Genomic DNA, 22,186 nt, shown 5'->3' on the forward strand with positions numbered 1-22,186 from the left:
GCGTTGACAGCCCCAAGGCCAGCGGCTAGTTGCGCGCTCCTACCCCGTGCCCAGATGGCGGAATTGGTAGACGCACCAGCTTCAGGTGCTGGCGATCGCAAGGTCGTGGAGGTTCGAGTCCTCTTCTGGGCACCATTTGTTCTCATCAGAACGTTCCAAAACATTGCAGAAATGGCGGAATTCTGCCATTATTGACCTCTAGCGCGGAAAGCGAGGTCTTGTTTTGTTTCCCTTTGTTCCAACGTCTCTGGGGGCCTCGGCTGGGGGCTCCAGGTCAAAAGCCCCCAAATCGCACGAAAGTGAGGCCCCCAAATGAGCCTCAATGTGCAGGAAATCAAAGGCTTCCGGGCTGCCGACAAGTCTTACAAGAAATACGACTCGCGTGGGCTGCTGCTTCTGGTGAAGCCCAACGGCTCCAAGCTCTGGTATTTCAAGTACCGCTTTGGTGGGAAGGAAAAGAAGCTGCCTATCGGCGCGTTTCCAGAGGTAAGCTTGTCGCAAGCGCGCCAGCTTCGCGACCGAGCTCGGCTCAAGGTTTCCGATGGCATCGATCCGATGCTGGAGCGCAAGCGCAAGAAGGCCAGGATCAAGCTAGGTGCGGAAAACACCTTCGAGGTCATCGCCAACAAGTACATCGATGAGAAGATGGTACCGGAAGGTCGGGCGGAGGCCACGCTGTGCAAGGCGCGCTGGTTCCTCGAACTGCTCAAGCCCGCAATCGGCAATATGCCAATCAACGACGTCGATCCGCAGTTGATGCTGGCGGCGCTCAAGAAACTCGAAGCGAAAGGCAATCTCGAAACCGCGAAGAAATGCCGATCCTTCGCAAGTCGGGTGTTCCGGTATGGGGCCGCGCTTGGTCAGTGCCAAATCGATCCGACATCGATCTTGCAGGGCGCTCTGGTCACGCCCAGGGCGCGGCACTACGCGGCGATCCTTGAGCCTGAGAAGTTGGGCGGGCTACTTCGCGCCATCGATGATTTCGAATGCTACCCGGCAACGAAATTCGCATTGAAGATTGCACCCCATGTTTTTGTGCGACCAGGTGAGCTGCGCCATGGCGAGTGGAACGAGATCGATTGGGACAAGGCCACCTGGACAATTCCGGAAGGCAAAATGAAGGCGCGTCGGACCCATGTGGTGCCGCTATCATGCCAGGTGCTGGAACTGCTTCGAGACCTAAAATCGATCACCGGCGGCAAGGGCTACATTTTTCCAGCGTTCCATACGCGCCAGCGTCCAATGAGCGAGAATACGATCAATGCGGCATTTCGGCGTATGGGGTTCACCAAGGACGAAGTGACGGCACATGGCTTGCGCTCGACCGCATCGACAATGCTCAATGAGAGCGGCCTCTGGCATCCCGACGCCATCGAGCGCGCTCTCGCCCATGGCGACAGCAACGCTATTCGCGGCGTCTATAATCGCGGGAACTACTGGGATGAACGCGTGAAGATGGCGCAATGGTGGAGCGACTATCTTGATGAGCTTCGACAACGCGAAGCGAGCCGCTGACCGCCGCGTGATATGGGGGTCGCTTTGCAGCTTCATCTTAGCCATTCAAATCATCGACCCGCCAACTTGAAAAAGGCCGTCGATTATTTTGGATCGAATACTGCGGTTTTTGGCGAGTACTGTCGTCGATTCCGCACGCGTTTTGACACATTTGCCCTTAATCGAAACCAAAGCGCAGTCGGGAAAGGTCGCGCCGCGGCTTTTTCATGGTCGTTCCTCAAACTTTCAAAATACAACCGCCTAGTCTGCGTTTAGCAGGAGAGTTATGGAGCTTGCATGGCTGAACGCGACAATACGATCGTCACGGATTCAACGAAAAATAGCTCGCCTGATTATGCACGCGAAGTTGCAGAGACGGCAAACTCGCTGCTCGAATATGCGCTCGACGGGCACCGCCGCGGGCATAAGGTCTACGAGAGCCTAAAGAATCTCAACGAGGTGATCGGCACACAGTATGGGGACCGCGTCCTCTTCGAACTGGTGCAAAACGGTCACGATGCCCACCCAGCGGACGCGACAGGTGGATGCGGGGAGATCGTTGTTCGATTGCTAATAACCAAGGACGATTGTGGCGAACTACTTGTCGCCAATCGAGGGCGTGCATTTTCCCGGTCGAATTTAGACGCGGTCATCAACATCGGCACCAGCGACAAGCGGATTGGCGAGGGAATTGGAAACAAGGGGCTCGGCTTTCGCAGTGTCGAGGCTTTGACCGATGATGTAAGAATCTACTCCGGGCGCCCCGGTACGACGAGTGGAAAGTTCGACGGCTACTGTTTCCGCTTCGCTTCACGCGGCGAAATCGAAAATGACCTATTGACGCTCGGTGCGACGCAAGACGAGGCACGGCACGTCGCCGATACCGTGCCGCGCTACCTCGTCCCGAAGCCGGAAATGCCGCAGTCCACCGCAGTTGAAGCCTTGGCAGCGAACGGTTTCGCCACGGTGGTTTCGCTGCCACTTAATTCTGTTGAAGCGATAGCCCTCGCAGAGGCACAAGTAAAAGCCTTGCTCGATCCAGCCACGCCGGTGCTGCTTTTCTTAGATCGGCTAGAGGCGCTCGATGTCGAGATTGTGCGCTTCGGACAGAAGGTGGCCCGCCAGCGATCGACCCGAACTGCCACGACCATCTTCGAAGGCGCCGCCAATACCAGTTCGCTGGCAAAGGTCGCGGTCGACGGCCACGACTATCTGCTTGCCCGCTCAGTGCTTGCTAAGCCGCCGCTCCTCGATGCAATCAAAGCCAGCCTTCAGGCCGCGCCGCCACTCAAGCGCTGGCTTGACTGGCAGGGCGAAGCGATTGTCTCGGTCGCGGTACCAATCAATGGGAATGGCACCGCTGGACGTCTGTTCAATTTTCTGCCGATGACTGAGAACGCCATCGCACCAATCGGCGGACATATCGATGCGCCGTTCTTCGCTGACATTGATCGCCGATCGATGAAACCAGACGTACCGTTCAACAAGTTCCTGCTGGAAGCGGCGGCGAGGACATGCGCGTTGGCGGCGACCACGATCGTCGACGGTGGAATGGACCTGCCTCCGAGCGTCGTTGTCGACCTCGCTGCTTGGGCGGCACCGCATACTGATAAGTTAGTAGCTGCCTTTCTTGAGATCGAGCGACCGCTTGACGAGGTGGTGATCTGGCCGGTGGTGGCAGGCGGACTTTCGAACTGGGCAAATTTCAAGGCGCTCTATGCTTGGCCCGAGGTGAGGGTTACGCAGATGACACCGAAGCGCCTCGCTTCTGTTGCCGAAGCCGACATTGTGCTGGAGACGCTTGGATCCGATCGTCTCGCGCGGATCAGGACGGTCGCGAGCGCGGTCAAATTGCCTTTGGATCTGTCCGCTGACGCGCTCTGCATCTGGTCCGAAGCAGTTGCCCGGTGGCTCGCGCGAGAACATCGCGCGTCGCCGACACGGTGGAAGGCATTTCTCGATGACGTTTGCGCAGTGTTCGCAGCATCCAGCCAGCCGTTATCTTCGCTCAGGGGGCGCAAGATATTCGTCGACGCGGATGGCAAGTTGCTCGCCGCGACCGCGAAAGCACTCGACGGTGCTCCTCCGGTTTTTGTCAGGACCAAGTCCGGGCGGCGCCGACGCAACGAGGGACCGCCGAGCCCGCCGCCGTCGCTCAAGCGGAAATTTAGATTTCTCAGCGATGCGATAGAACTCAGCGAGACAACGCAGCGTGCCTTCGAAAAGGCGGGACTGCTCCGCAGTTACGACCCGCTCGACGTGCTCGCGACACTCAAAGGTACGCTATCGGACAAAGCGAGCGATCTTCAGCGTCAGGAAGCACTAATCTGGTCATTCAAAGTGTGGAATGGTGGTGGGGGAAAGGCGGTTGAGGATGCGCTCAGTGCGGCCGATTTGTGGGTGCCGACACTGGGAGGGTGGCATCCCGCGCGAACCGCAGTGTTCTCTGCGGCTTGGACCGCGCTCGGGCGCACGGTTGAGCCATATCTCCTTGAAGCCGCACCCGTTTCGCCCGATTGCGCGATGGTCCGCGGGCGCCTATTGATCGGCTTTGCAGATTGGCCGCGCGTAGGGGCAGGTGATCGCCGGGAGGACTGGCATCGGTTTCTTGCGCTGTTGGGAGTTAGCGACGGCTTACCGCCGCTCCCTGCTGCAGTCGCGCGACGGGGGACGCCAAGCTGGCATTGGAAAAGCATCCTTTCAACCCAATCGATCGAAAACGGCTTTGGGTCGGCTTGGACCGCCAAAGTCAGCGGGACCCGGTTCGAGAACCCCTATACCGAATACGAATTGGTGGGGGAAATCTGGCGACTTCCCGGTCAAACTGAATATGCCCAGCTCACCGCCGACGCGCGGGTTGGGCCGTCCGAACTGATTGTCGCGTTTTTGCGGGAGCATGGTGCCAAGCACCTTCGCTTCTCCATCGACCACTATCGCCGTTTAAACCGAGTTGAGCTGCCGACGCCGCTCGCAGTGTTCTTAGGTGCCGCGCCTTGGGTCGCCAGCGTTCGGGGCGATGACATCGTGTTCGCCGCACCGGCGGAGAGTTGGTCGACTACTGCCGCCCGCCAGCTTCCGCCGCGGTTCGTTCCACGATTTCAATCCGAGACCGGCGCGCGTGCCGCCCTGCCTTCGATCCTGTTCGATCCGCGGATCGGCCTTAGGGATTGGTCGAACCGCGAAACAGCTAGCGCGCGTCTCGCCGCGCTGGCGGCCAGTCTCGATGATTTGAATGCCGCCGAGCGCCGCGACCTGCGCGATCAGCTACGCCGCGCGTGGAGCGACGTCGTCGATACTGGTCAGTCTCTGCCAACAACGCTCGCGCTCGTGGTCGAGCGTGGTGGCAGTCTCGAACTTTGTCGTCCTGACGCGGACGAACCACCGCTGGTCCACGTCACCAGCGAACGGCAAGGATTTGCGGCTCGCGCCTTGGGCGATCGCGGCGAAGCGGTGTTAGACGTCGGAGAAAACGACGCAGCGGCGATCGCCACGCTGATCCAGGCAACCGGTGCCTTTCGCTCGCGCCTGGCCGACGCTGGCGACGTTGAGTTGATTGTCGATGGGCAGGCATTTACGCCGCGCACCGACGATCCACTGCTGGCGACGGGCAGCCTTACGTGGTTGATTGATGCGGCAGTCCTCGCTCACGAATATCTCGGCGACCCGTTGGAATTGCGGACGCTCCCGCCCGACGAACTCGAACGGCGCCTCCGCCAGATCAGACTCCGCCGCTGCGCCAGCTTCGCGCTTATGATCGATGGCGAACTCGCACACGCCCGTGGCGACGAGCGCGCGCAACCCGTCGCGGACCCGAAGTTGCCGACGCTGGTACTTGTTGCCCCGGGAACGATCGGCATCGACTTGCTGTGTGAGGCGGCACCAGCGCTCACAAAACTGATGGGCGTTCGGCGGCCCACGCTCGAAACAATGCTCGAACGCCTTGAACGCGCTGGCTTTGACGGTTTCGGGAAGCCCAGCGAAGATCAGTTTGCGCGGGCGATCAAGCGCGGCCCTGAGGTGGTACGAGACTATTTCGCAGCGACGCGCGGTGGCATTGAGCGCCGGGTCCGCGCTTTGCTCCCCGTCGTCGCCCACCTCGCCGACCGCGAGTCTGCCGAGCATCTTCGCGAGCTTCATGAGCGCGTAGGTCCCGCGTTGAACCTCCGCTGTTGATTTCCACTGAGAAGTGACCCGGGTTTTCCATCGAGAAGTGACCCGTCTGCGGATTATGTTTCGGGTGTCATGGGTGGGTCAACCCGTGGTTTTCTCCTTTGGGTTCTGGCCTGCTTGGCAGAGCTGTTTTTGAAGCGGAAGCTATCGTTGCCGGTCTCCAGGATGTGGCAGTGATGGGTAAGCCGATCGAGAAGCGCCGTGGTCATTTTGGCGTCGCCGAACACGGTGGCCCATTCGCTGAAGCTCAGGTTTGTGGTGATGATGACGCTGGTGCGCTCGTAGAGTTTGCTCAGCAGATGGAAGAGCAGCGCGCCACCTGAAGCACTGAACGGCAGATATCCAAGCTCATCCAGGATAACGAGATCGGAGTGCAGGAGGCGATTGGCGATCTGACCGGCCTTGCCCTGTGCTTTTTCCTGCTCGAGCGCATTGACCAGTTCGACCGTCGAGAAGAAGCGGACGCGCTTTCGATGATGTTCGATGGCCTGGATGCCCAGCGCGGTTGCCACATGGCTCTTGCCGGTGCCAGGACCGCCGACCAGCACGATATTGTCGGCGATGTCGATGAAGTCGCAGCGATGCAACTGACGCACCAGAGCTTCATTGACCTCGCTACTGGTAAAGTCGAAGCCGGCCAGATCGCGATAGACAGGGAAGCGCGCGATCTTGAGCTGATAGGCCACAGACCGAACCTCCCGTTCTGCTGTCTCGGCTTTGAGCAACTGGGAGAGGATCGGGATGGCGGCTTCGAAGGCTGGAGATCCCTGTTCCATGAGATCGGTGACGGCCTGCGCCATGCCATGCATCTTGAGGCTGCGGAGCATGACAACGATGGCGCCGCTGGCAGGGTCATGACGCATGACGCTTCTCCTTGCGCAGATCATCATAGCGTTCGACATTGGCCATCGGCTCGCTGACCAGCTTGAGCGCCTGGGGCGCCGTCACCGGCGGCGTGGAGATCGGTTTTCCGTCGACCAGCCTATAGAGCAGATTGAGGATATGGGTCTTGGTCGGAACGCCAGCCTCCAGCGCCATGGTGACCGCCGTCAGCACCAGTTGCTCATCATGATGAAGAACCAGCGCCAGTATTTCGACCATTTCCCTGTCGCCGCCAGGATTGCGCAACAGATGTCGCTGCAGACGCTGGAACGCATCGGGTAGCTCAAGGAAGGGCGCTCCGTTGCGCAGGGCGCCGGGTTTGCGCTGCACGACCGCCAGATAATGACGCCAGTCATAAACCGTATGACCTGGACCGTCGTGAGAGCGGTTGATGATGCGCTGATGCGCGCAGATTGGCTGCCCCTCGGCGACGACCTGGAAGCGATCAGGATAGACGCGCAGGCTGACAGTGCGATTGGCGAAAGAGGCCGGTACGCTGTAGCGATTGCGCTCAAAGTGGATGAGGCACGTCGGCGATACCCGTTTGCGATATTCCACAAAACCATCGAAGGGCCTGCCCGCAACCATCAGACACTCAGATTCATCGGCCCAGGCATTGGCAACCGACCCGGGTTCGATCCCGTGAGAGATGTCCTCCCATAACGCCTTGCAGCGCTCCTCCAGCCACAGGTTCAGCGCATCAAGGCTCTCGGCCTGCGGCGTGGGTTGCCACAGACGGTGCCGCGCATCCTGGACATTCTTCTCGACCTGCCCCTTTTCCCATCCCGCAGCCGGGTTACAGAACTCGGCTTCGAACAGATAGTGGCTGACCATCGTCAGGAAGCGTGCGTTGACGGTGCGTTCCTTACCACGCCCGACCTTGTCGACCGCCGTGCGCATATTGTCATAGATACCCCGGCGCGGCACGCCGCCCAGCACGCGGAAGGCGTGATTATGGGCGTCGAACAGCATCTCATGGGTTTGCAGAAGGTAGGCGCGCACGATGAATGCCCGGCTGTAACTGAGCTTGAAATGCGCGACCTGCAGCTTGGTCCGAACCCCGGCAATGATTGCCCAGTCCTCGCTCCAATCAAACTGGAAAGCTTCCCCCGGCGCGAACGACAGGGGCACGAATGTCCCACGCCCGCCAATCTGTTGCTGGCGCCGATAATCTTCGCGCCAGTCCCGAGCAAAAGCGGCAACCCGGTTGTAGGATCCTTCATAACCCAGGCTCACCAGATCGGCGTGAAACTGCTTGATCGTGCGCTTCTGCTTGCGCGATCGGCCCATCTCGCGCCGCAGCCAGGCCGCCAGATGCTCAGCAAATGGATCCAGTTTGCTTGGTCGATCAGGCACCTTGAATCGCGGATCGATCGTCTCGGACCGCAAATATTTGCGGATCGTGTTGCGTGATAGTCCGGTGCGCCGCGCTATCTCTCGGATCGGTAGATGATCGCGAAAATGCCAGCGCCGGATAACGCTCAATAACGCCATGTCCAACACTCCATATACCCTCGCTTGCCAAAGCCAGGGACGAGTTCAACATGGGTCAATTCTCAGTGGAAATTTACGCCCTACCCGGGTCACTTCTCAGTGGAAATCAACACTCACCGCATTTGTTCGTGAGGCCCGGCGAGCTGCGCCAGGCGGAATGGAGCGAATTCGACTTCGACAAGGCCATGTGGGTCATCCCAGCACCCAAGATGAAGATGCGGCGGGCGCATAAGGTGCCGCTGTCGCGTCAAGCGCTGGCGTTGATCGAGGAGCTGCAGGAGGTCAGCGGCCATCGCAGGTACGTGTTCCCCTGCATGGGGAAGCCGAAGCTCGCCATGTCCGAGAATGCCGTCAATCAAGCGCTCCGCCGGCTTGGCTATCCTTCCGGGGAAATGACGGCCCACGGATTTCGGGCGATGGCGGCGACGCTGCTCAATGAAATGGGCCAATGGAATCCTGACGCGATCGAACGGCAATTAGCGCACCAGGATGCATCTTCGGTACGACGTGCCTATGCGCGCGGCGAGTATCTGGATGAGCGCATCGCCATGATGCAGCATTGGTCTGACTATCTCGATGAGCTTCGCGAAGCGGCGCCAGCGGCACGCCCCCCCGTTGACCTCAAGGGCAAGGCGAAGAAGGGGAAACCGGGACGCGGCCGCGGACGACCGCCTCGAACGCGAGCGCCGCGCTAGTTACGTCTTCGGCGGCGCTGTAGGAGCGATCAGAAACCAGATTTGACATGACATATCATGCTAAATTGACAAAATTCAGCTGATATGTCATGTAAACCTCATGCCACGTGCGTCACGAGCTGCAAGCGGCCTACCGCCTCAAAGTCTTCGAGCCCTGAAACAGCTCGGGAGCGACATTGCGCTCGCCCGGCGTCGGCGCAAGCTCCCTCAGCGGCTGATGGCCGAGAGGATGCTGGTTTCCATTCAGACCTTGCAGCGGCTGGAAGCCGGTGATCCCACGATCGGCCTGGCCGTGCTGGCCAGTGCCTTGCTGGTCTTCGGGATGACATCGCGCCTTTCTGACCTCGTTGCGGCGGACTCCGATCGCGCAGGAATGAGCGAAGATCTCGCTCGCCTGCCGAAGACGACCCACGCATCAAGCGACGACGAGCTGGATTTCTAGACCGTGACGACCGCTCGCACCTATGTCTTCGTGCATCTCGCCGAGGGGCCAGTGCCCGCCGGGCTGCTGACCATGACCGAGGAACCGCGCAACCGTTTCGCGACCTTCGGTTATGGGCGGCGCTATCTTGAGCGCGAGGATCGCATCGCGGTCGATCCGATATCTCTACCGCTCCACGCGCCCGGCACCCAGCAGACATTCCGGACCGAAGAAGGATTCGCCGTTTTTGGCGGCATCCGCGACGCTGCTCCCGATGGCTGGGGTCAGTATCTCATGTACAAGGCGATGGGCGACCGACCACCAAATGAGATCGACCTCATCCTCGCCTCGGGCGACAACCGTGTAGGCGCGCTCGCGTTCGGACCGACACCCGAGAAGCCCGAGCGCCTTACCCCCTGGGGTGACGGCGACGCACCGGGTGAGCATTTCACCTTGGCGGAACTGGCTGATGCCGCCGAGCGTGCGCAGCTCGTCGATGAACTCGACGAGAATCTGCGCCGCCTGCTGACCGCGGGATCGTCATTGGGCGGCGCACGCCCAAAAGCCGCGACGGAAGTTGGCAACCAGCCGTGGATCGCGAAATTCCAGGCGAAGAACGACAGTTTCCCGGAGTGCCGCGTCGAGCTTGCCACGATGCGGCTGGCCACCGAGTGCGGCATGAACGTGCCTCAGCTCGCGTTCGAGCACGTCCTCGGCCGGGATATCTATATGATCGAACGGTTCGACCGGCGGCCGCGCAGCAACGACTTGGAACGGCTTCCATTTGCCTCCGGTCTAACGATGCTCGCTGCCCATGAGAGTGAGGTGAGCGCCTATAGCTATGCCGACCTGGCGGGCGTGATTCGCCAACACGGCACCAATGTTCGGGCCGATCTCCACGAACTTTTCCGCCGCATGGTGTTCAACATCCTCGTGACGAACGACGATGACCATCTTCGCAATCACGGGTTCCTGCGTGTCGACGACGGGTGGAACCTGTCGCCTCTCTACGACGTGGTGCCAAAGCCGCAGGTCGGCCTCGAACGCCGACTGGTGCTGGGCGTCGGTCCTCAAGGCCGGCTCGCTACGCTGCAAAATGCACTTGCGGGTGCGGCAATGTTCGATCTGTCGCAGGAAGACGCGCAAGGCATCGTCCGGCAGCTTCAGGAAATTGTTGCTGGCCGATGGGAAGCACTCTTTGCTGACGCCGGCCTAAGCAACGCGGATCAGCGCCGCTTCGCGACCTGTTTTCGGCTAGCATACCCGGAGAATGATGCGGCCCACTGAGCCTCCAATGCAGCCGGTACCGCGTCTCAGTTCGCCGCCTGATAGAGTTCGAAACGTGCCGCCAGTCGATCACGGTCGGGACAGTCGATTTTTCGGTTCGGCATCAGGATCGTCCTGCCGCGCATCGCCTTGATCCCTTGTTCGAGCATCGGACCATCGTTCATGGCGAAGAGCTGCTCGGAAACATGGATACGAAAGTCGGGATCGATACCGATCAGGTTCGCATCGAAAGCCGCGTGATGGACCTTGGACAGCGGTAGGCCATTGGCAACAACTGGCTGACCAAGAACCTCATCGCGATCCGCCACGATGTGCGCCGCATCAAGCAGCCGTGGTTCGGGTAGCCGCGAGATCGCGCAACGTCCATCATAGGCTGTGAGCACTGCCTCGCGGAACGTCGCTTGATGGAGACGCTGACTGACCAGGCGAAGGGCGTAGCGACGCTCCGGCTCAGGCGGCAAGGCGATGGCAGGCGCACCCATCGTCATCGGCACTGCGAAAGCGAGACGCGCGGTGAGCGTCCTCGCCGACCAGTCCGCGATGAATGTCGGAAAGATGGCGGTGTAGCGTCCGGGCGCGATGCCAAGAAAATAGATGATCGGGATACGCGCTTCCATCGCCTCGCGCAGCCAGCGATTGTCCGCAGCTTCCGGGTCACTGCCCATGAAGGCGTAATCGACGAACTCTTCTCCGGCGTGGATCTGCTCATGGACGCGGCGCTGGTCGTCGTACCACACCCTCGCGCCGGTACGAGGATAGACGGTCCGGATGCTGAGTAGGTGGCGCATCACCTGCGGCTTGAAAATGCCACGTCGCATGTTGACCAGCGGGATGCGCTGCCCGTGGAATATGAAGCCGGCGGCAAGATCGTCAGAGGTGAGCGGACGGCCCGCCGCTAGCCGGTCCAGATGGGCGACAGCAGCAGCGCGCATCGCCGTATCGATCGTATCGTCGCTCATCCCAGATACCGATGATCGCGATGCCAGGCCAAGGCATCGGCCGAGGGCGGAGCGTAGCCGGTTTGCGGTCCCCGAACCGGCGAGCCGTGGAGATCGTAATAGTGCCGGCCATTGTCGAAATCGGCCTTCAGGCGATGACTGACCTCGAAGCGATTGTCGTCAGAGACAGTGACGTAGCCGAGATCGAACAGGCGGTGGATGTCGGTCCTGAGTAGCAGGCCATTCGCGGCGTCATGCTCGCCACCATCGCCATAAGCGCGAATGTGGGCGGCATCGAGGATTGGCAGCGTGCGCTCGCCCGACACGGCACAACGCCGATCATAAGCATCGGTAACAGTCAGCCTGAACGCCCCCTGCCCGAGGCGTGGACGTACTGTCTGGGGAGCGCCGTAGCGCGCAGCCGGCTGCGTCGTCGCCAGATCGAGCGAGGCTCGCTCGACGACTGCCTCCCAGAGATAACGCCCGTCCGCCTCGTCACTGCCGTAGCGTTTGCCGGTGACGATGTTGCGCGCGAAGCTTTGGGGCACCGGAATCCATTGCTCGCGCGGCCAGAAGAACGGCTGGGTCAGGATGCGGCATCCAACTGGCGGGTCCGTGCGGGGATCGAGGAGTGCGTCGTCCCGCCGGTATTGCGCGATCCGCCGCCGCATTTCCGGCAGCGACGTCACGCCATTCTTGATGCCGAAAGCCTCCCAGGCGAGCGATAGCGGGACGTTGGAGGCGTGACTGAATACACCCCCACCGACGATAAAATCATTGGGCGCATGCAACTTGAACAGGAACAGTTCGCCAACCGACACGGCTTTGAAATTCCGGAAACCGCTTGGCTGCCAGAAATTTACTTCGTCCGGGCGCTCGACCGAAAGCAGATCGAACCACGACCGGTCCGTAATGGCGACGAACAGACTGACCACAACGTGAACTTCACCGGTTCGCCTGCTCGTGGCAAGCAATAGCTACGCGCTTCGTGTCAGGCCCTTCAGACTGGCATATTGGATCAGCGTGTCAAACGGCGTTCAAAAGGGACCCCCGATCGGCGTCGAAGAGGGACCCCCTTTTCAGATAATATGATGCTGGTTTGTTGAAGATGGCCTTGCGCTGCGTGCGGCGGAGGGCGGGCGTAGCCCGACCGGAGGCGCGCGCAGCGCAAGATAGATTTTTGAAGGCGCCGAAGGTGGCTGTCAGCTGCGGTTTTTGAAGCGCCAGCTGTCGTTGCCCGTCTCGACGATATCGCAGTGGTGGGTGACGCGGTCGAGCAGCGCCGTGGTCATCTTGGGATCGCCGAACACGGTCGGCCATTCGCCGAAGGCGAGGTTCGTGGTGATGATGACGCTGGTCCGCTCATAAAGCTTGCTGATGAGGTGGAACAGCAACTGCCCTCCCGAGCGGGCGAACGGCAGATAACCGAGCTCGTCGAGAACGATCAGGTCGAGCCGCGACAGCTGCGCCGCCAGGGTCCCGCCTTTGCCGATCCGGGTCTCCTCTTCGAGGCGTGTCACCAGATCGACGGTGTTGAAGTAGCGGGCGCGAGCGCCCCTTCGCACGACATTGGCGGTGATCGCGATGGCGAGGTGGGTCTTGCCTGTCCCCGTGCCGCCGACCAGCACGATATTGCGGCGAGGCGGGAGGAAGGAGCCATCGTGAAGGGAGCGGATCATCTCCTCATTGATCGGTGTGCCCTCGAAGCTGAACCGCTCCAGGTCCTTCACCACGGGCAGCCTCGCAGCCGTCATCCGATAGCGGATGGAGGCTGCATCCCGGTGGGTCGCCTCAGCACGGAGCAGGTCGGTCAGTATCTCCATGGTGGTGCGCTTGCGCTGGAGGCCGGTGGTGACCGCCTCGTCGAACGCCGCCGCCATGCCCTTGAGTCCGAGGCCGCGCATCGTGTCGATCATATCATGCCGCTGCATCATAGCCTCGCAGCAGATCATAGCGGGCACAGTCGGCGAGCGGAGGATGCTGCAGCATCCGGTCTTCCGAAGTGACGATGCTGTGGGGTGTCGCCGGCTCGCGGCGCCGGGAGAGGATGTTGAGGATCAGCTCGTCGCTGGCCGTTCCGTTCGCCAACGCTTCGCGCACGGCAGCCTCTACCGGCTCCAGGCCATCGGTGAGCACCGCCGAGAGGACCCGCACGAACCTGCGATCGGCCTCGTCCCCGGTGCCGAGCCTTCGCCGTAATCGGTGCAGGGCGGGCGGCAGATCCCAGTCCTGGAACGGTGCGCCGTTACGCAGCGCGCCGGGCTTGTGCGCGAGGACCGGCAGATAATGCCAGGGATCGTATATCGTGCGGTTCCGACCGAAGTGGCGCTCATGCTCCCCGACGATCGCATCGCCGCAGCGTATGACGATGCGATCGGCATAGGAGCGCACCTGAACGGTCCGGCGTGCGGCCGTCGACATGACCGAGTAGCGGTTGCGATCGAAGCTGATGAGGCAGGTGCCGGTGACGGCATGCTCGCTCTCATGGAAGCCGTCGAACGGTGCCAGGATCGGCTGCAGGGCCGGTCGCTCCATATCCAGCGCCTCGGCGACGGTAATATCCCCGCGTTCGGGATGGGCATGATGCTCGGCCCAGCGCCGGCACTCGGCCTCCAGCCACCCGTTGAGCTCGGCCAGGCTGGCGAACCGGAGCCGCGGCTGGAAGAAGCGGCCTCGGATTGTCTGGACCTGCTGCTCGACCTGGCCCTTCTCCCATCCCGCCGCCGGCGAGCAGGCGGTCGGCTCGACCATGTAATGATCGGTCATGATCAGGAAGCGGCGGTTGAACACACGCTCCTTGCCGGTGAACACGGCCGTCACCGCCGTCTTCATATTATCGTAGATACCGCGTCGCGGCACACCGCCGAAGAACGCGAACGCCCGGGCATGGGCATCGAACAGCATCTCCTGGCCCTCGCGCGGATAGGCCCGGACATAGGGTGCGCGCGAGTCGCAGAGACGCATATGCGCCACCTTCACCCGCATCGGCTTGCCGGCGATCTCCACATCCTCGTGGCTCCAGTCGAACTGGTAGGCCTCACCCGGCTGGAAGGTCATCGGGATGAACGCCGGTGCGCCTTCGCCAGCATCCTTCCGCCGCGCAGCACGCCAGCGCGCCGCATAGCGGCGCACCGCATCATAGGATCCATCGAACCCCTCGCGCACCAGCAGGTCATGGATACGCGTCATCCGTAGCCGATCGCGGCGGCCGCGACCTTCGTTCTCCTCAAGCAGCGCATCGAGACGATCCTGATAAGGACCGATCCGCGGCAGCGGCTGGACTTTGCGCTGATAGTTGAACGCCGCCTCCGGCGACCGGATCGCTTTGCGGACGACCTTCCGCGACAAACGAAGGTCACGAGCGATCGCCTTGATCGCCTTACCCGCTGCATGCTCACGCCGAATCCGAACCACTGTCTCCACGATCAACATCCCGTTCTCGCCAACTGATCAAAACCAGTCGGCCGACTAAATCCCCGGGATGAAGGGGTCCTTTTTGCACGCCGATCACCCCACGAAGGGGGTGCCTATTGCACGCTGATCCTCAGCGTGTGACACTCCGTCAGTTCCAATGGCCATCACAGGCCGCTGCCTTGTTGGGAACACACACCGCGGAAACCATCTTGGCCAGCGGTCACGTGCGACCGCACCGAAAGGCCGGACATATGGAAGCAAGCGATCCGATCAAATTTTCCGTTCAGCCCTTGCAAGAGGGAGCCGTCCACATATGGAACTGGCATCCGACCGAGCAAGACGTCGCCCAAGCCGCATAGCTGCGGTACTCAGGCCCCGCTTACAGGATGAGTTTCATTGACTGCCTCCACATGACGAATCCGGCGCGTTCTGCGCGCACGTCTCCACGGCTCCCGGCGGCAGGCCGGGAACAGGCCGGTACGGCGATGTGCGGTGCGAGAGAGCCCGTTCAGCAGTCCAGCGTGGTGTCGCGTTCCCACTGCGTGAGATGACGGGTGAAGTCGTTCCATTCACCTGTCTTCAGCTTCAGATAGGCGGGAATGAGCTGGCCGAGCGCGTCCTTGAGTACGGCGCTGCCTTCCAGCGCTCGTAGGGCGTCGAGCAGGTTCAGCGGCAGCTTGTTCTTGGCCGGTAGCGTGCTGCCCTCCGTATACATATTGATGTCGGAGCGCGGTCCCGGGTCGCGGGCGTTGGCCAGTCCGTCGAGGCCCGCCGCCAGCACTGAAGCGGCCATCAGATACGGATTGACTGCACCGTCAGCCAGGCGCAGCTCGAACCGGTCCGGTTCGGGCACGCGGATCATGTGCGTGCGGTTGTTACCCGTCCACGTCACCGAGTTGGGCGCCCAGGTCGCGCCTGAAGTGGTGCGCGGCGCGTTTATACGCTTGTAGCTGTTGACGGTCGGATTGAGGAAGGCCGTGAGTGCATCCGCAGAGTTGATGATGCCACCGATGAAGTGCAGCGCCTCGGCGGTCAGGTCTTGGCCACCAGGGTTGGCAAAGGCGTTGGTGTCGCCCTTCCACATCGAGACGTGCATGTGGCAGCCGTTGCCAGTCAGGTGGGTGAACGGTTTGGGCATGAAGGTCACGCGCAGGCCGTGCTTTTCGGCAATCGACTTGGCCATGTACTTGAAGAAGGCATGGCGATCGGCGGTGAGCAGCGCGTCGTCATATTCCCAGTTCATCTCGAACTGGCCGTTCGCGTCCTCATGGTCGTTCTGGTAAGGTTTCCAGCCGAGCGACAGCATGGCATCGCACAGCTCGGTAACCACATCGTAGCGGCGCATCAGCGCCTGCTGGTCGTAGCAGGGCTTGGCCTGGCAGTCTGCCGTATCGGCGATAGACTGACCGTCGGAAGATAGCAGGAAGAATTCACATTCCACCCCGGTTTTCATCTGCAGGCCAATTTCGGCAGCGCGCGCGATCTGGTTCTTGAGGGCGACGCGCGGGGAGGCCTCTACGGGAGCGCCATTCATCCACAGATCGGCGGCGAGCCAGCCCACTTCGGGTTTCCAGGGGAGCTGGACCAGGCTTTCCGGATCGGGTCTCGCAAATAGGTCCGGGTCGGCCGGACTCATGTCGAGCCAGGTAGCGAAACCGGCGAAACCGGCGCCGTTTTTCTGCATCCCGGCGATGGCAGAGGCAGGAACGAGTTTGGCACGCTGGGCGCCGAACAGGTCGGTGTAGGAAATGAGGAAGTACTTGATTCCCTTTTCCTTGGCGATTTCCGCAAGGCTAATGGTCATGGTCATATTTCTCCAGCAACGGACGACCGGCCGCTTTGCGCTCTGATTGTCCGATAAACCCGTTCCTGCCTGCGAGCACGAGGGTGCCTTCGTTGGAGCCGGCATCTGGGATTGCCGGCTCCGGGACCACCGGCCGGTCAGAAAGTCTGGCCGGGGATCCAGTTCGTTCCGGCCAGTGGCACACCGGCCATGGCAGAAGCCTCTAGCGTGAGGGCCACCAGATCCTCGGGCTCGAGATTGTGCAGGTGGCTCTTGCCGCAAGCGCGGGCGATGGTCTGTGCTTCCAGCGTCAGTACCGAAAGGTAGTTGGCAAGGCGGCGGCCGGCCTGAACCGGGTCGAGGCGCGCGGCAAGTTCAGGGTCCTGCGTCGTTATGCCTGCGGGGTCGCGGCCCTCCTGCCAGTCGTCGTAGGCACCGGCGGTGGAGCCGAGCTTGCGGTATTCCTCTTCGTAGGCAGGGTCGTTGTCACCCAACGCGACCAGCGCGGCGGTGCCGATGGCGACGGCATCCGCACCCAAAGCCAAGGCCTTGGCCACGTCTGCACCGCTACGGATGCCGCCCGAGACGATGAGCTGGACCTTTCGGTGCATGCCCAGATCCTGCAGCGCCTTCACTGCGGGGCGGATCGCGGCAAGGATCGGAATCCCGACATGCTCGATGAATACGTCCTGCGTCGCGGCCGTACCGCCCTGCATTCCGTCGAGGACAACGACGTCGGCTCCCGACTTCACCGCAAGGGCAACGTCATAATAAGGGCGCGTCGCACCCACCTTGACGTAGATTGGTTTTTCCCAGTCGGTAATCTCGCGTAGTTCCTCGATCTTGATCTCAAGATCATCGGGACCGGTCCAGTCGGGATGACGGCAGGCCGAACGCTGGTCGATGCCCTTGGGCAGATTCCGCATCATGGCAACGCGATCGGAGATCTTCTGGCCCAGCAACATACCGCCGCCGCCGGGCTTCGCACCCTGCCCGACGACCACCTCGATCGCATCGGCACGGCGAAGGTCATCAGGGTTCATTCCGTAGCGCGAAGGCAGGTACTGATAGATCAGTGTCTGCGACTGACCACGCTCCTCGGGCGTCATGCCGCCGTCGCCAGTGGTCGTTGAGGTCCCGGCGATGGTCGCGCCACGGCCCAGCGCCTCCTTGGCGGCACCCGACAGGGCGCCGAAGCTCATCCCGGCGATGGTGACAGGGGTCTTGAGATGGATCGGCTTCTTTGCGAAGCGAGTGCCCAGCCACACATCCGTGGCACACTTCTCTCGGTAACCCTCCAGCGGATAGCGCGAGACCGATGCCCCGAGGAACAGCAGATCGTCGAAATGCGGCAGCTTGCGCTTCGTACCTCCGCCACGAATGTCATAGATTCCGGTCGCGGCAGCTCTGCGGATTTCCGCCAGCGTGTGAGGATCGAAAGTTGCCGAGAAGCGCGGCAACGTCTGGGGGATGTTCTCCAGGTCCATCTGTAGGTCCTCAGTAAGCCGACGAGTTGTCGACGTGGAAATTGTAGAGACCGCGGGCGGAGCCATAGCGGCGGAAATCAGCGACGCTGACGGTCTCGTCCAGGCCGGCGGCGTCAAGCAGGCGGCGCAGGTCGGCCTTGTGCTCGTCGCGCAATTCCTTCTCGATGCAGTCGGCGCCGAGGCTCTTGACCGTGCCACGCACATAGAGTCGGGCTTCGTAGATTGAGTCCCCCAGCGCATCGCCGGCGTCGCCCAGGACCACGAGGTTGCCGGATTGAGCCATGAATGCGCTCATCGCGCCGATCGAACCTTTTACGACGATGTCGACGCCCTTCATGGATATGCCGCATCGAGCCGAGGCGTCACCGTCGATCACCAGCAGGCCGCCGTGCGCGGTGGCGCCCGCCGACTGGCTGGCGTCGCCTTTCACGTGAACCTTGCCCGAAAGCATGTTCTCGGCGACTCCAACGCCAACGTTGCCGTCCACCACGACGGTTGCCTGCTTGTTCATGCCGGCGCAGTAGTAACCGGCGTGACCATTGATCTCGACGGTGATGGGTACATCGAGCCCGACGGCAAGCGCGTGCTGGCCTTCGGAATTCTCGACGGTCCAGTGCGTCGCGTTGGTGTCGGCAGGCAGGGCGTGAAGCTGCGCGTTAAGGTCGCGCTTGGTGGTTTCGGCGAGATCGACGACAGGCATCAGTTGCGCTCCCAAGCATAGACACGGGCAGGTTCAGGTTCGAACACGCGGGCGTTCTGGATACCCGGAAGACCCGCCAATGCGCGGTATTCAGAGCCGAACGCGACGTAATCGTCGGTTTCGGCCATGACGGCAGGCTTGCATGAAACTGGATCGCGCAGCACTGCGAAGCCGCTCTCGGTGCCGACCACGAAGGTGAAGAAGCCGTCGAGGTCGTCAAGGCTCGCTTCGAGTGCTTCGGCCAGCGTCGCTCCTTCCTGCAGCTTCCAGCTGAGATAGCCGGCGGCGACTTCACTGTCGTTATCGGTCGAAAAGCGGATGCCCTTGGGCTCCAACATTCGGCGCAGACTTCGGTGGTTGGAAAGCGAGCCATTGTGAACTAGGCACTGGTCGGTGCCGGTCGAGAACGGGTGGGCGCCCGCTGTGGTGACGGCGCTCTCTGTAGCCATGCGGGTGTGGCCAATACCGTGCGTGCCCGACATGCCGGCGAGGCCGAAGCGCTTGGCAACGTCGGCAGGCAGGCCGACTTCCTTGTACAGCTCGATGCGCTCACCTGCGCCGGTAACCGCAAGATCCGGACGCGAGGCGGCGAGCCAGTCGCGAACGCGCTGCTCATCGCGTTCGGGAAGCGTGAGCACCAGATGCGTGTCGCGGATGAAGCCACTGATATCGCCGCCCAGGTCTGCGACGATCGAATCGAGGTCATCACCCCGCACGGTCAGTTTGATGCGCCCATTCTCACCACTGCCGTAGACAGCAAAGCCCGCGCTATCGGGACCGCGGCCGGTCATGACCACGAGCATTTCAGCAAGCAGTTCCCCGAAACGGGGCTCAAGCGTGCTGTTCTTCAAAAACAACCCAACAATTCCACACATGGTCGATTCCCTCGTCAGAGAAGGAAGTCGTACTGGAGTATGGAAAATTGGTCAACTCACAGGAAACAAATTTGCCTGTAAGGAAATCAACTCTTCGGATATATGATTATCGACAAATACTTGGATGTCTCCGATAGCATCCGTTCCGGGCCATGCAGGGTCCCGCTGTCGAACAGCAGCGAATCTCCCGGCTGCATAGGGTAGCTCGCGTTGCCGTGGCGGTAGGTCAGTTCGCCTTCGAGCATGTAGATGAACTCGACGCCGCTATGCGCGAAGCCGGTGTAAGGGGCCGCATCTTCGCGAAGGGTGATAAGGTACGGCTCGACGTTGACATCGCCGCGCAACATATGGCCGAGCAGTTGATAGATATGGCCCACCTTGGTGCCGCGGCGCTCTATCGTAACGCCGGCGTTCGCCTTCACGTGCGAGCAGTCCTGCCGGTCTTCGAACGACGCGAAGAGAAGAGACAGGGGAACCTGCAATACGCCTGAGATCGCCTGGAGTGTGCCAAGCGAAGCGGAAATGCCCCCATTCTCGATTTTCGAGAGCATGCCGGTGGATATGCCCGCTGCCGAGGCAAGATCGGCGATAGAGAGATCGAGATCGCGCCGGACGGCACGAATTTGGGTGCCCAGTGCTTTTTCCAGACTGCGATCGGGCTTGCCGGGTGCGGCCGAGCCCGTCAAGGTATCCTGATCTTCGGTATTGACGGTAGCAGTAATGCCGACTCTCCGTTAAAAACCTGTTCGGGCACTGTTTCATAAAGAGGATGTTGCCCGATGTCATCATATCGATCAGGCAACTGCCGCCTCGCGCACCGCGCCGGGCAGCCCGCGTCGGCGCCTCGCCGCCCGCAGGGTATTGCTCAGCAGGCAGGCAATCGTCATTGGCCCAACCCCACCGGGGACGGGCGTTACAGCGGCGGCGTGATCCATTTCCTCGCGCACGGCATCGCCGATGATCACCTTCCTGCCGTCGCGCTCGACGCGGTTGATGCCAACGTCGATGACCACAGCCCCCGGCTTAACCCAATCTCCGCGCACAAGGCCCGGACTGCCTGCGGCGACAACAACGATGTCGGCGCTGCGCACGGTGTCCGGCAGGTTGCGGGTGGCTATGTGAGTGACGGTGACGGTGCACTCGCGTTCAAGCAGCAGCATGGCGACCGGCTTGCCGACTATGTTGGACTTGCCGATCACGACTGCCTTCAGGCCCCGGTAGTGGTCGATCGCGGTGTCGAGCAGGATCATGCAACCCAGCGGTGTGCAGGGGATCAGTCCTCCGGTGCCGGTGGAAAGACGCCCGACATTGACCGGATGGAAGCCGTCGACATCCTTCAGCGGATCAATCGCGTCCAGCACCAGGTCTGAATCGATGTGTTGCGGCAAGGGAAGCTGCACGAGGATGCCGTCGACCGCATCGTCGTCATTGAGCGCGGTCACGAAGCCAAGAAGTTCCTCCTGGCTCGTGGAGGCGGGAAGGCGGTGCTCGAACGACCGCATTCCCGCTTCCAGCGTCTGCGTCACCTTGGAGCGGACATAGACCTGACTGGCAGGATCGTCGCCGACGAGCACCACCGCCAGTCCCGGCACGATCCCTTCCGCGGCCAGACTGACGACTTCTTCCGCGACCCGGCCACGAAGCTTCGCGGCGATCGCCCGTCCGTCTATGATGGCTGCCATCGGGTCAGTCGCGAAACACGACCGTTTTCGCGCCATTGGCGAGCGCGCGGCCGTCGAGATGGAAAGCTACCGCCCGCGCCAGCACCCGGCGCTCGATGTCGCGGCCCTTGCGCACGAGATCGTCGGGCGTGTCGTGGTGCGAGATGCGCTCCACGTCCTGCTCGATGATCGGTCCTTCGTCGAGGTCGGCGGTGACGTAGTGCGCGGTTGCGCCGATCAGCTTGACACCGCGCGCATGCGCCTGGTGATAGGGCTTGGCACCCTTGAAGCCTGGCAGAAACGAATGGTGGATGTTGATGCACCGGCCCGAGAGAAACGCGGCAAGGTCATCCGACAGGATCTGCATGTAGCGCGCCAGCACGATCAGTTCCGCGCCCGTCTCATCGACAATCGCCTTGATCCGGGCTTCCTGCTGCGGCTTCGTTTCCTTGGTGATCGGCAGGTGGTGGAACGGAATGCCACCGAAATCGACACCTTGATAGGTGCCGAGGGGATGGTTGGAGATGATGCCCACGACGTCCATCGGCAGTTCGCCGATGCGGTTGCGGTAAAGCAGATCAACCAGGCAGTGATCGAACTTGGATACCAGGATCAGCACCTTGCGCAGTTCATCCTTGGGACGCAGCGTCCAGTCGAGCGCGAGCTCTTCTGCCAGCGGCGCGATGCCGGCACGCAGATCATCGGCAGCGGCCTCATCCGGCAGGCTGAGCACGATGCGGCCGAAGAAGCGGCCGGTTTCGGCGTCATCGTACTGGTGCGCTTCCTTGATGTCGCCGCCATGGCGATACATCACGTCGGTAACGCGCGTGACGATCCCTGGCCGGTTGGCGCAGGACAGGGTCAGGAGATAGGGTTTGGTCATCG

General features: G+C 61.5%; 17 protein-coding genes, 1 tRNA gene and 1 pseudogene. 6 read left to right on the forward strand and 13 right to left on the reverse strand.

All coding sequences use genetic code 11. The features are described 5' to 3' along the window. Positions 1 to 48 precede the first annotated feature (48 nt). The 3 genes from AC07X9_RS12510 (at position 49) to AC07X9_RS12520 (ending at position 5,667) form a co-directional block, all read left to right on the forward strand. Positions 49 to 135, forward strand: a tRNA-Leu gene (locus AC07X9_RS12510). Between the two features lie 177 nt (positions 136 to 312). After that, positions 313 to 1,515, forward strand: a complete 1,203-nt coding sequence (locus tag AC07X9_RS12515) for a tyrosine-type recombinase/integrase (protein ID WP_086485777.1) — start codon at positions 313 to 315, stop codon at positions 1,513 to 1,515. 276 nt (positions 1,516 to 1,791) lie between these two features. Further along, positions 1,792 to 5,667 carry a sacsin N-terminal ATP-binding-like domain-containing protein gene (locus AC07X9_RS12520; RefSeq protein WP_086485778.1) on the forward strand — a complete coding sequence of 1,292 codons (3,876 nt, stop codon included), beginning with the start codon at positions 1,792 to 1,794 and terminating at the stop codon, positions 5,665 to 5,667. A gap of 53 nt (positions 5,668 to 5,720) precedes the next feature. Here AC07X9_RS12520 and istB (AC07X9_RS12525) read toward each other — a convergent pair whose 3' ends face one another. After that, positions 5,721 to 6,527, reverse strand: coding sequence for an IS21-like element helper ATPase IstB (gene istB / locus AC07X9_RS12525; RefSeq protein ID WP_069338825.1), 807 nt, complete (start codon positions 6,525 to 6,527; stop codon positions 5,721 to 5,723). Further along, positions 6,517 to 8,040: an IS21 family transposase gene (gene istA, locus AC07X9_RS12530; protein WP_086485527.1), complete on the reverse strand. Its 1,524-nt coding sequence runs from the start codon at positions 8,038 to 8,040 to the stop codon at positions 6,517 to 6,519. Before istA (AC07X9_RS12530) ends, istB (AC07X9_RS12525) begins: the two co-directional genes overlap by 11 nt. A 113-nt stretch (positions 8,041 to 8,153) precedes the next feature. On the opposite strand from istA (AC07X9_RS12530), the pseudogene AC07X9_RS12535 reads away from it, so the two are divergent. The 3 genes and pseudogenes from AC07X9_RS12535 to AC07X9_RS12545 form a co-directional block, all read left to right on the forward strand. Then, a pseudogene (locus tag AC07X9_RS12535) lies at positions 8,154 to 8,735 on the forward strand (tyrosine-type recombinase/integrase); the annotation flags it as partial. A 175-nt stretch (positions 8,736 to 8,910) separates the two neighbouring features. Next, on the forward strand, positions 8,911 to 9,177 hold the full coding sequence (locus tag AC07X9_RS12540) for a helix-turn-helix domain-containing protein (RefSeq protein ID WP_369596854.1): 267 nt from the start codon (positions 8,911 to 8,913) through the stop codon (positions 9,175 to 9,177). A gap of 3 nt (positions 9,178 to 9,180) precedes the next feature. Further along, on the forward strand, positions 9,181 to 10,443 hold the full coding sequence (locus AC07X9_RS12545) for a type II toxin-antitoxin system HipA family toxin (RefSeq protein ID WP_176342116.1): 1,263 nt from the start codon (positions 9,181 to 9,183) through the stop codon (positions 10,441 to 10,443). A gap of 26 nt (positions 10,444 to 10,469) precedes the next feature. Here AC07X9_RS12545 and AC07X9_RS12550 read toward each other — a convergent pair whose 3' ends face one another. The 11 genes from AC07X9_RS12550 to purU form a co-directional block, all read right to left on the reverse strand. Continuing rightward, positions 10,470 to 11,402 (reverse strand): HNH endonuclease, encoded by a 933-nt coding sequence (locus AC07X9_RS12550; RefSeq protein ID WP_086485781.1) that lies wholly within the window; start codon positions 11,400 to 11,402, stop codon positions 10,470 to 10,472. Continuing rightward, positions 11,399 to 12,316, reverse strand: coding sequence for an HNH endonuclease (locus tag AC07X9_RS12555; RefSeq protein ID WP_086485782.1), 918 nt, complete (start codon positions 12,314 to 12,316; stop codon positions 11,399 to 11,401). Before AC07X9_RS12555 ends, AC07X9_RS12550 begins: the two co-directional genes overlap by 4 nt. Positions 12,317 to 12,583: 267 nt before the next feature. Beyond that, a complete protein-coding gene (istB, locus tag AC07X9_RS12560) occupies positions 12,584 to 13,312 on the reverse strand; it encodes an IS21-like element helper ATPase IstB (RefSeq protein ID WP_031304487.1) in 729 nt (242 codons plus the stop codon). Then, on the reverse strand, positions 13,299 to 14,813 hold the full coding sequence (gene istA, locus AC07X9_RS12565; RefSeq protein WP_021238707.1) for an IS21 family transposase: 1,515 nt from the start codon (positions 14,811 to 14,813) through the stop codon (positions 13,299 to 13,301). The genes istB (AC07X9_RS12560) and istA (AC07X9_RS12565) overlap by 14 nt, the downstream gene beginning before the upstream one ends. A 490-nt stretch (positions 14,814 to 15,303) precedes the next feature. Next, positions 15,304 to 16,605 (reverse strand): type III glutamate--ammonia ligase, encoded by a 1,302-nt coding sequence (gene glnT, locus AC07X9_RS12570; protein WP_017181653.1) that lies wholly within the window; start codon positions 16,603 to 16,605, stop codon positions 15,304 to 15,306. A gap of 131 nt (positions 16,606 to 16,736) precedes the next feature. Continuing rightward, a complete protein-coding gene (locus tag AC07X9_RS12575; protein ID WP_017181652.1) occupies positions 16,737 to 18,065 on the reverse strand; it encodes an FMN-binding glutamate synthase family protein in 1,329 nt (442 codons plus the stop codon). Between the two features lie 10 nt (positions 18,066 to 18,075). Continuing rightward, the gene (locus AC07X9_RS12580; RefSeq protein WP_017181651.1) at positions 18,076 to 18,765 is read right to left on the reverse strand and encodes a GltB/FmdC/FwdC-like GXGXG domain-containing protein; all 690 of its coding nucleotides are present in this window, start codon (positions 18,763 to 18,765) and stop codon (positions 18,076 to 18,078) included. Next, entirely contained in the window at positions 18,765 to 19,640 is an 876-nt protein-coding gene (locus AC07X9_RS12585) for a class II glutamine amidotransferase (protein WP_026002135.1), read from the reverse strand. Before AC07X9_RS12585 ends, AC07X9_RS12580 begins: the two co-directional genes overlap by 1 nt. A gap of 86 nt (positions 19,641 to 19,726) precedes the next feature. Continuing rightward, positions 19,727 to 20,326 carry a helix-turn-helix domain-containing protein gene (locus AC07X9_RS12590; protein ID WP_017181649.1) on the reverse strand — a complete coding sequence of 200 codons (600 nt, stop codon included), beginning with the start codon at positions 20,324 to 20,326 and terminating at the stop codon, positions 19,727 to 19,729. 108 nt (positions 20,327 to 20,434) lie between these two features. Continuing rightward, complete coding sequence (locus AC07X9_RS12595; RefSeq protein ID WP_441347664.1) at positions 20,435 to 21,358, reverse strand: bifunctional 5,10-methylenetetrahydrofolate dehydrogenase/5,10-methenyltetrahydrofolate cyclohydrolase; 924 nt, start codon at positions 21,356 to 21,358, stop codon at positions 20,435 to 20,437. After that, positions 21,327 to 22,184: a formyltetrahydrofolate deformylase gene (gene purU / locus AC07X9_RS12600; RefSeq protein WP_017181647.1), complete on the reverse strand. Its 858-nt coding sequence runs from the start codon at positions 22,182 to 22,184 to the stop codon at positions 21,327 to 21,329. Before purU ends, AC07X9_RS12595 begins: the two co-directional genes overlap by 32 nt. Positions 22,185 to 22,186 lie beyond the last annotated feature (2 nt).

Source organism: Sphingobium sp. GW456-12-10-14-TSB1 (genome assembly GCF_059424385.1).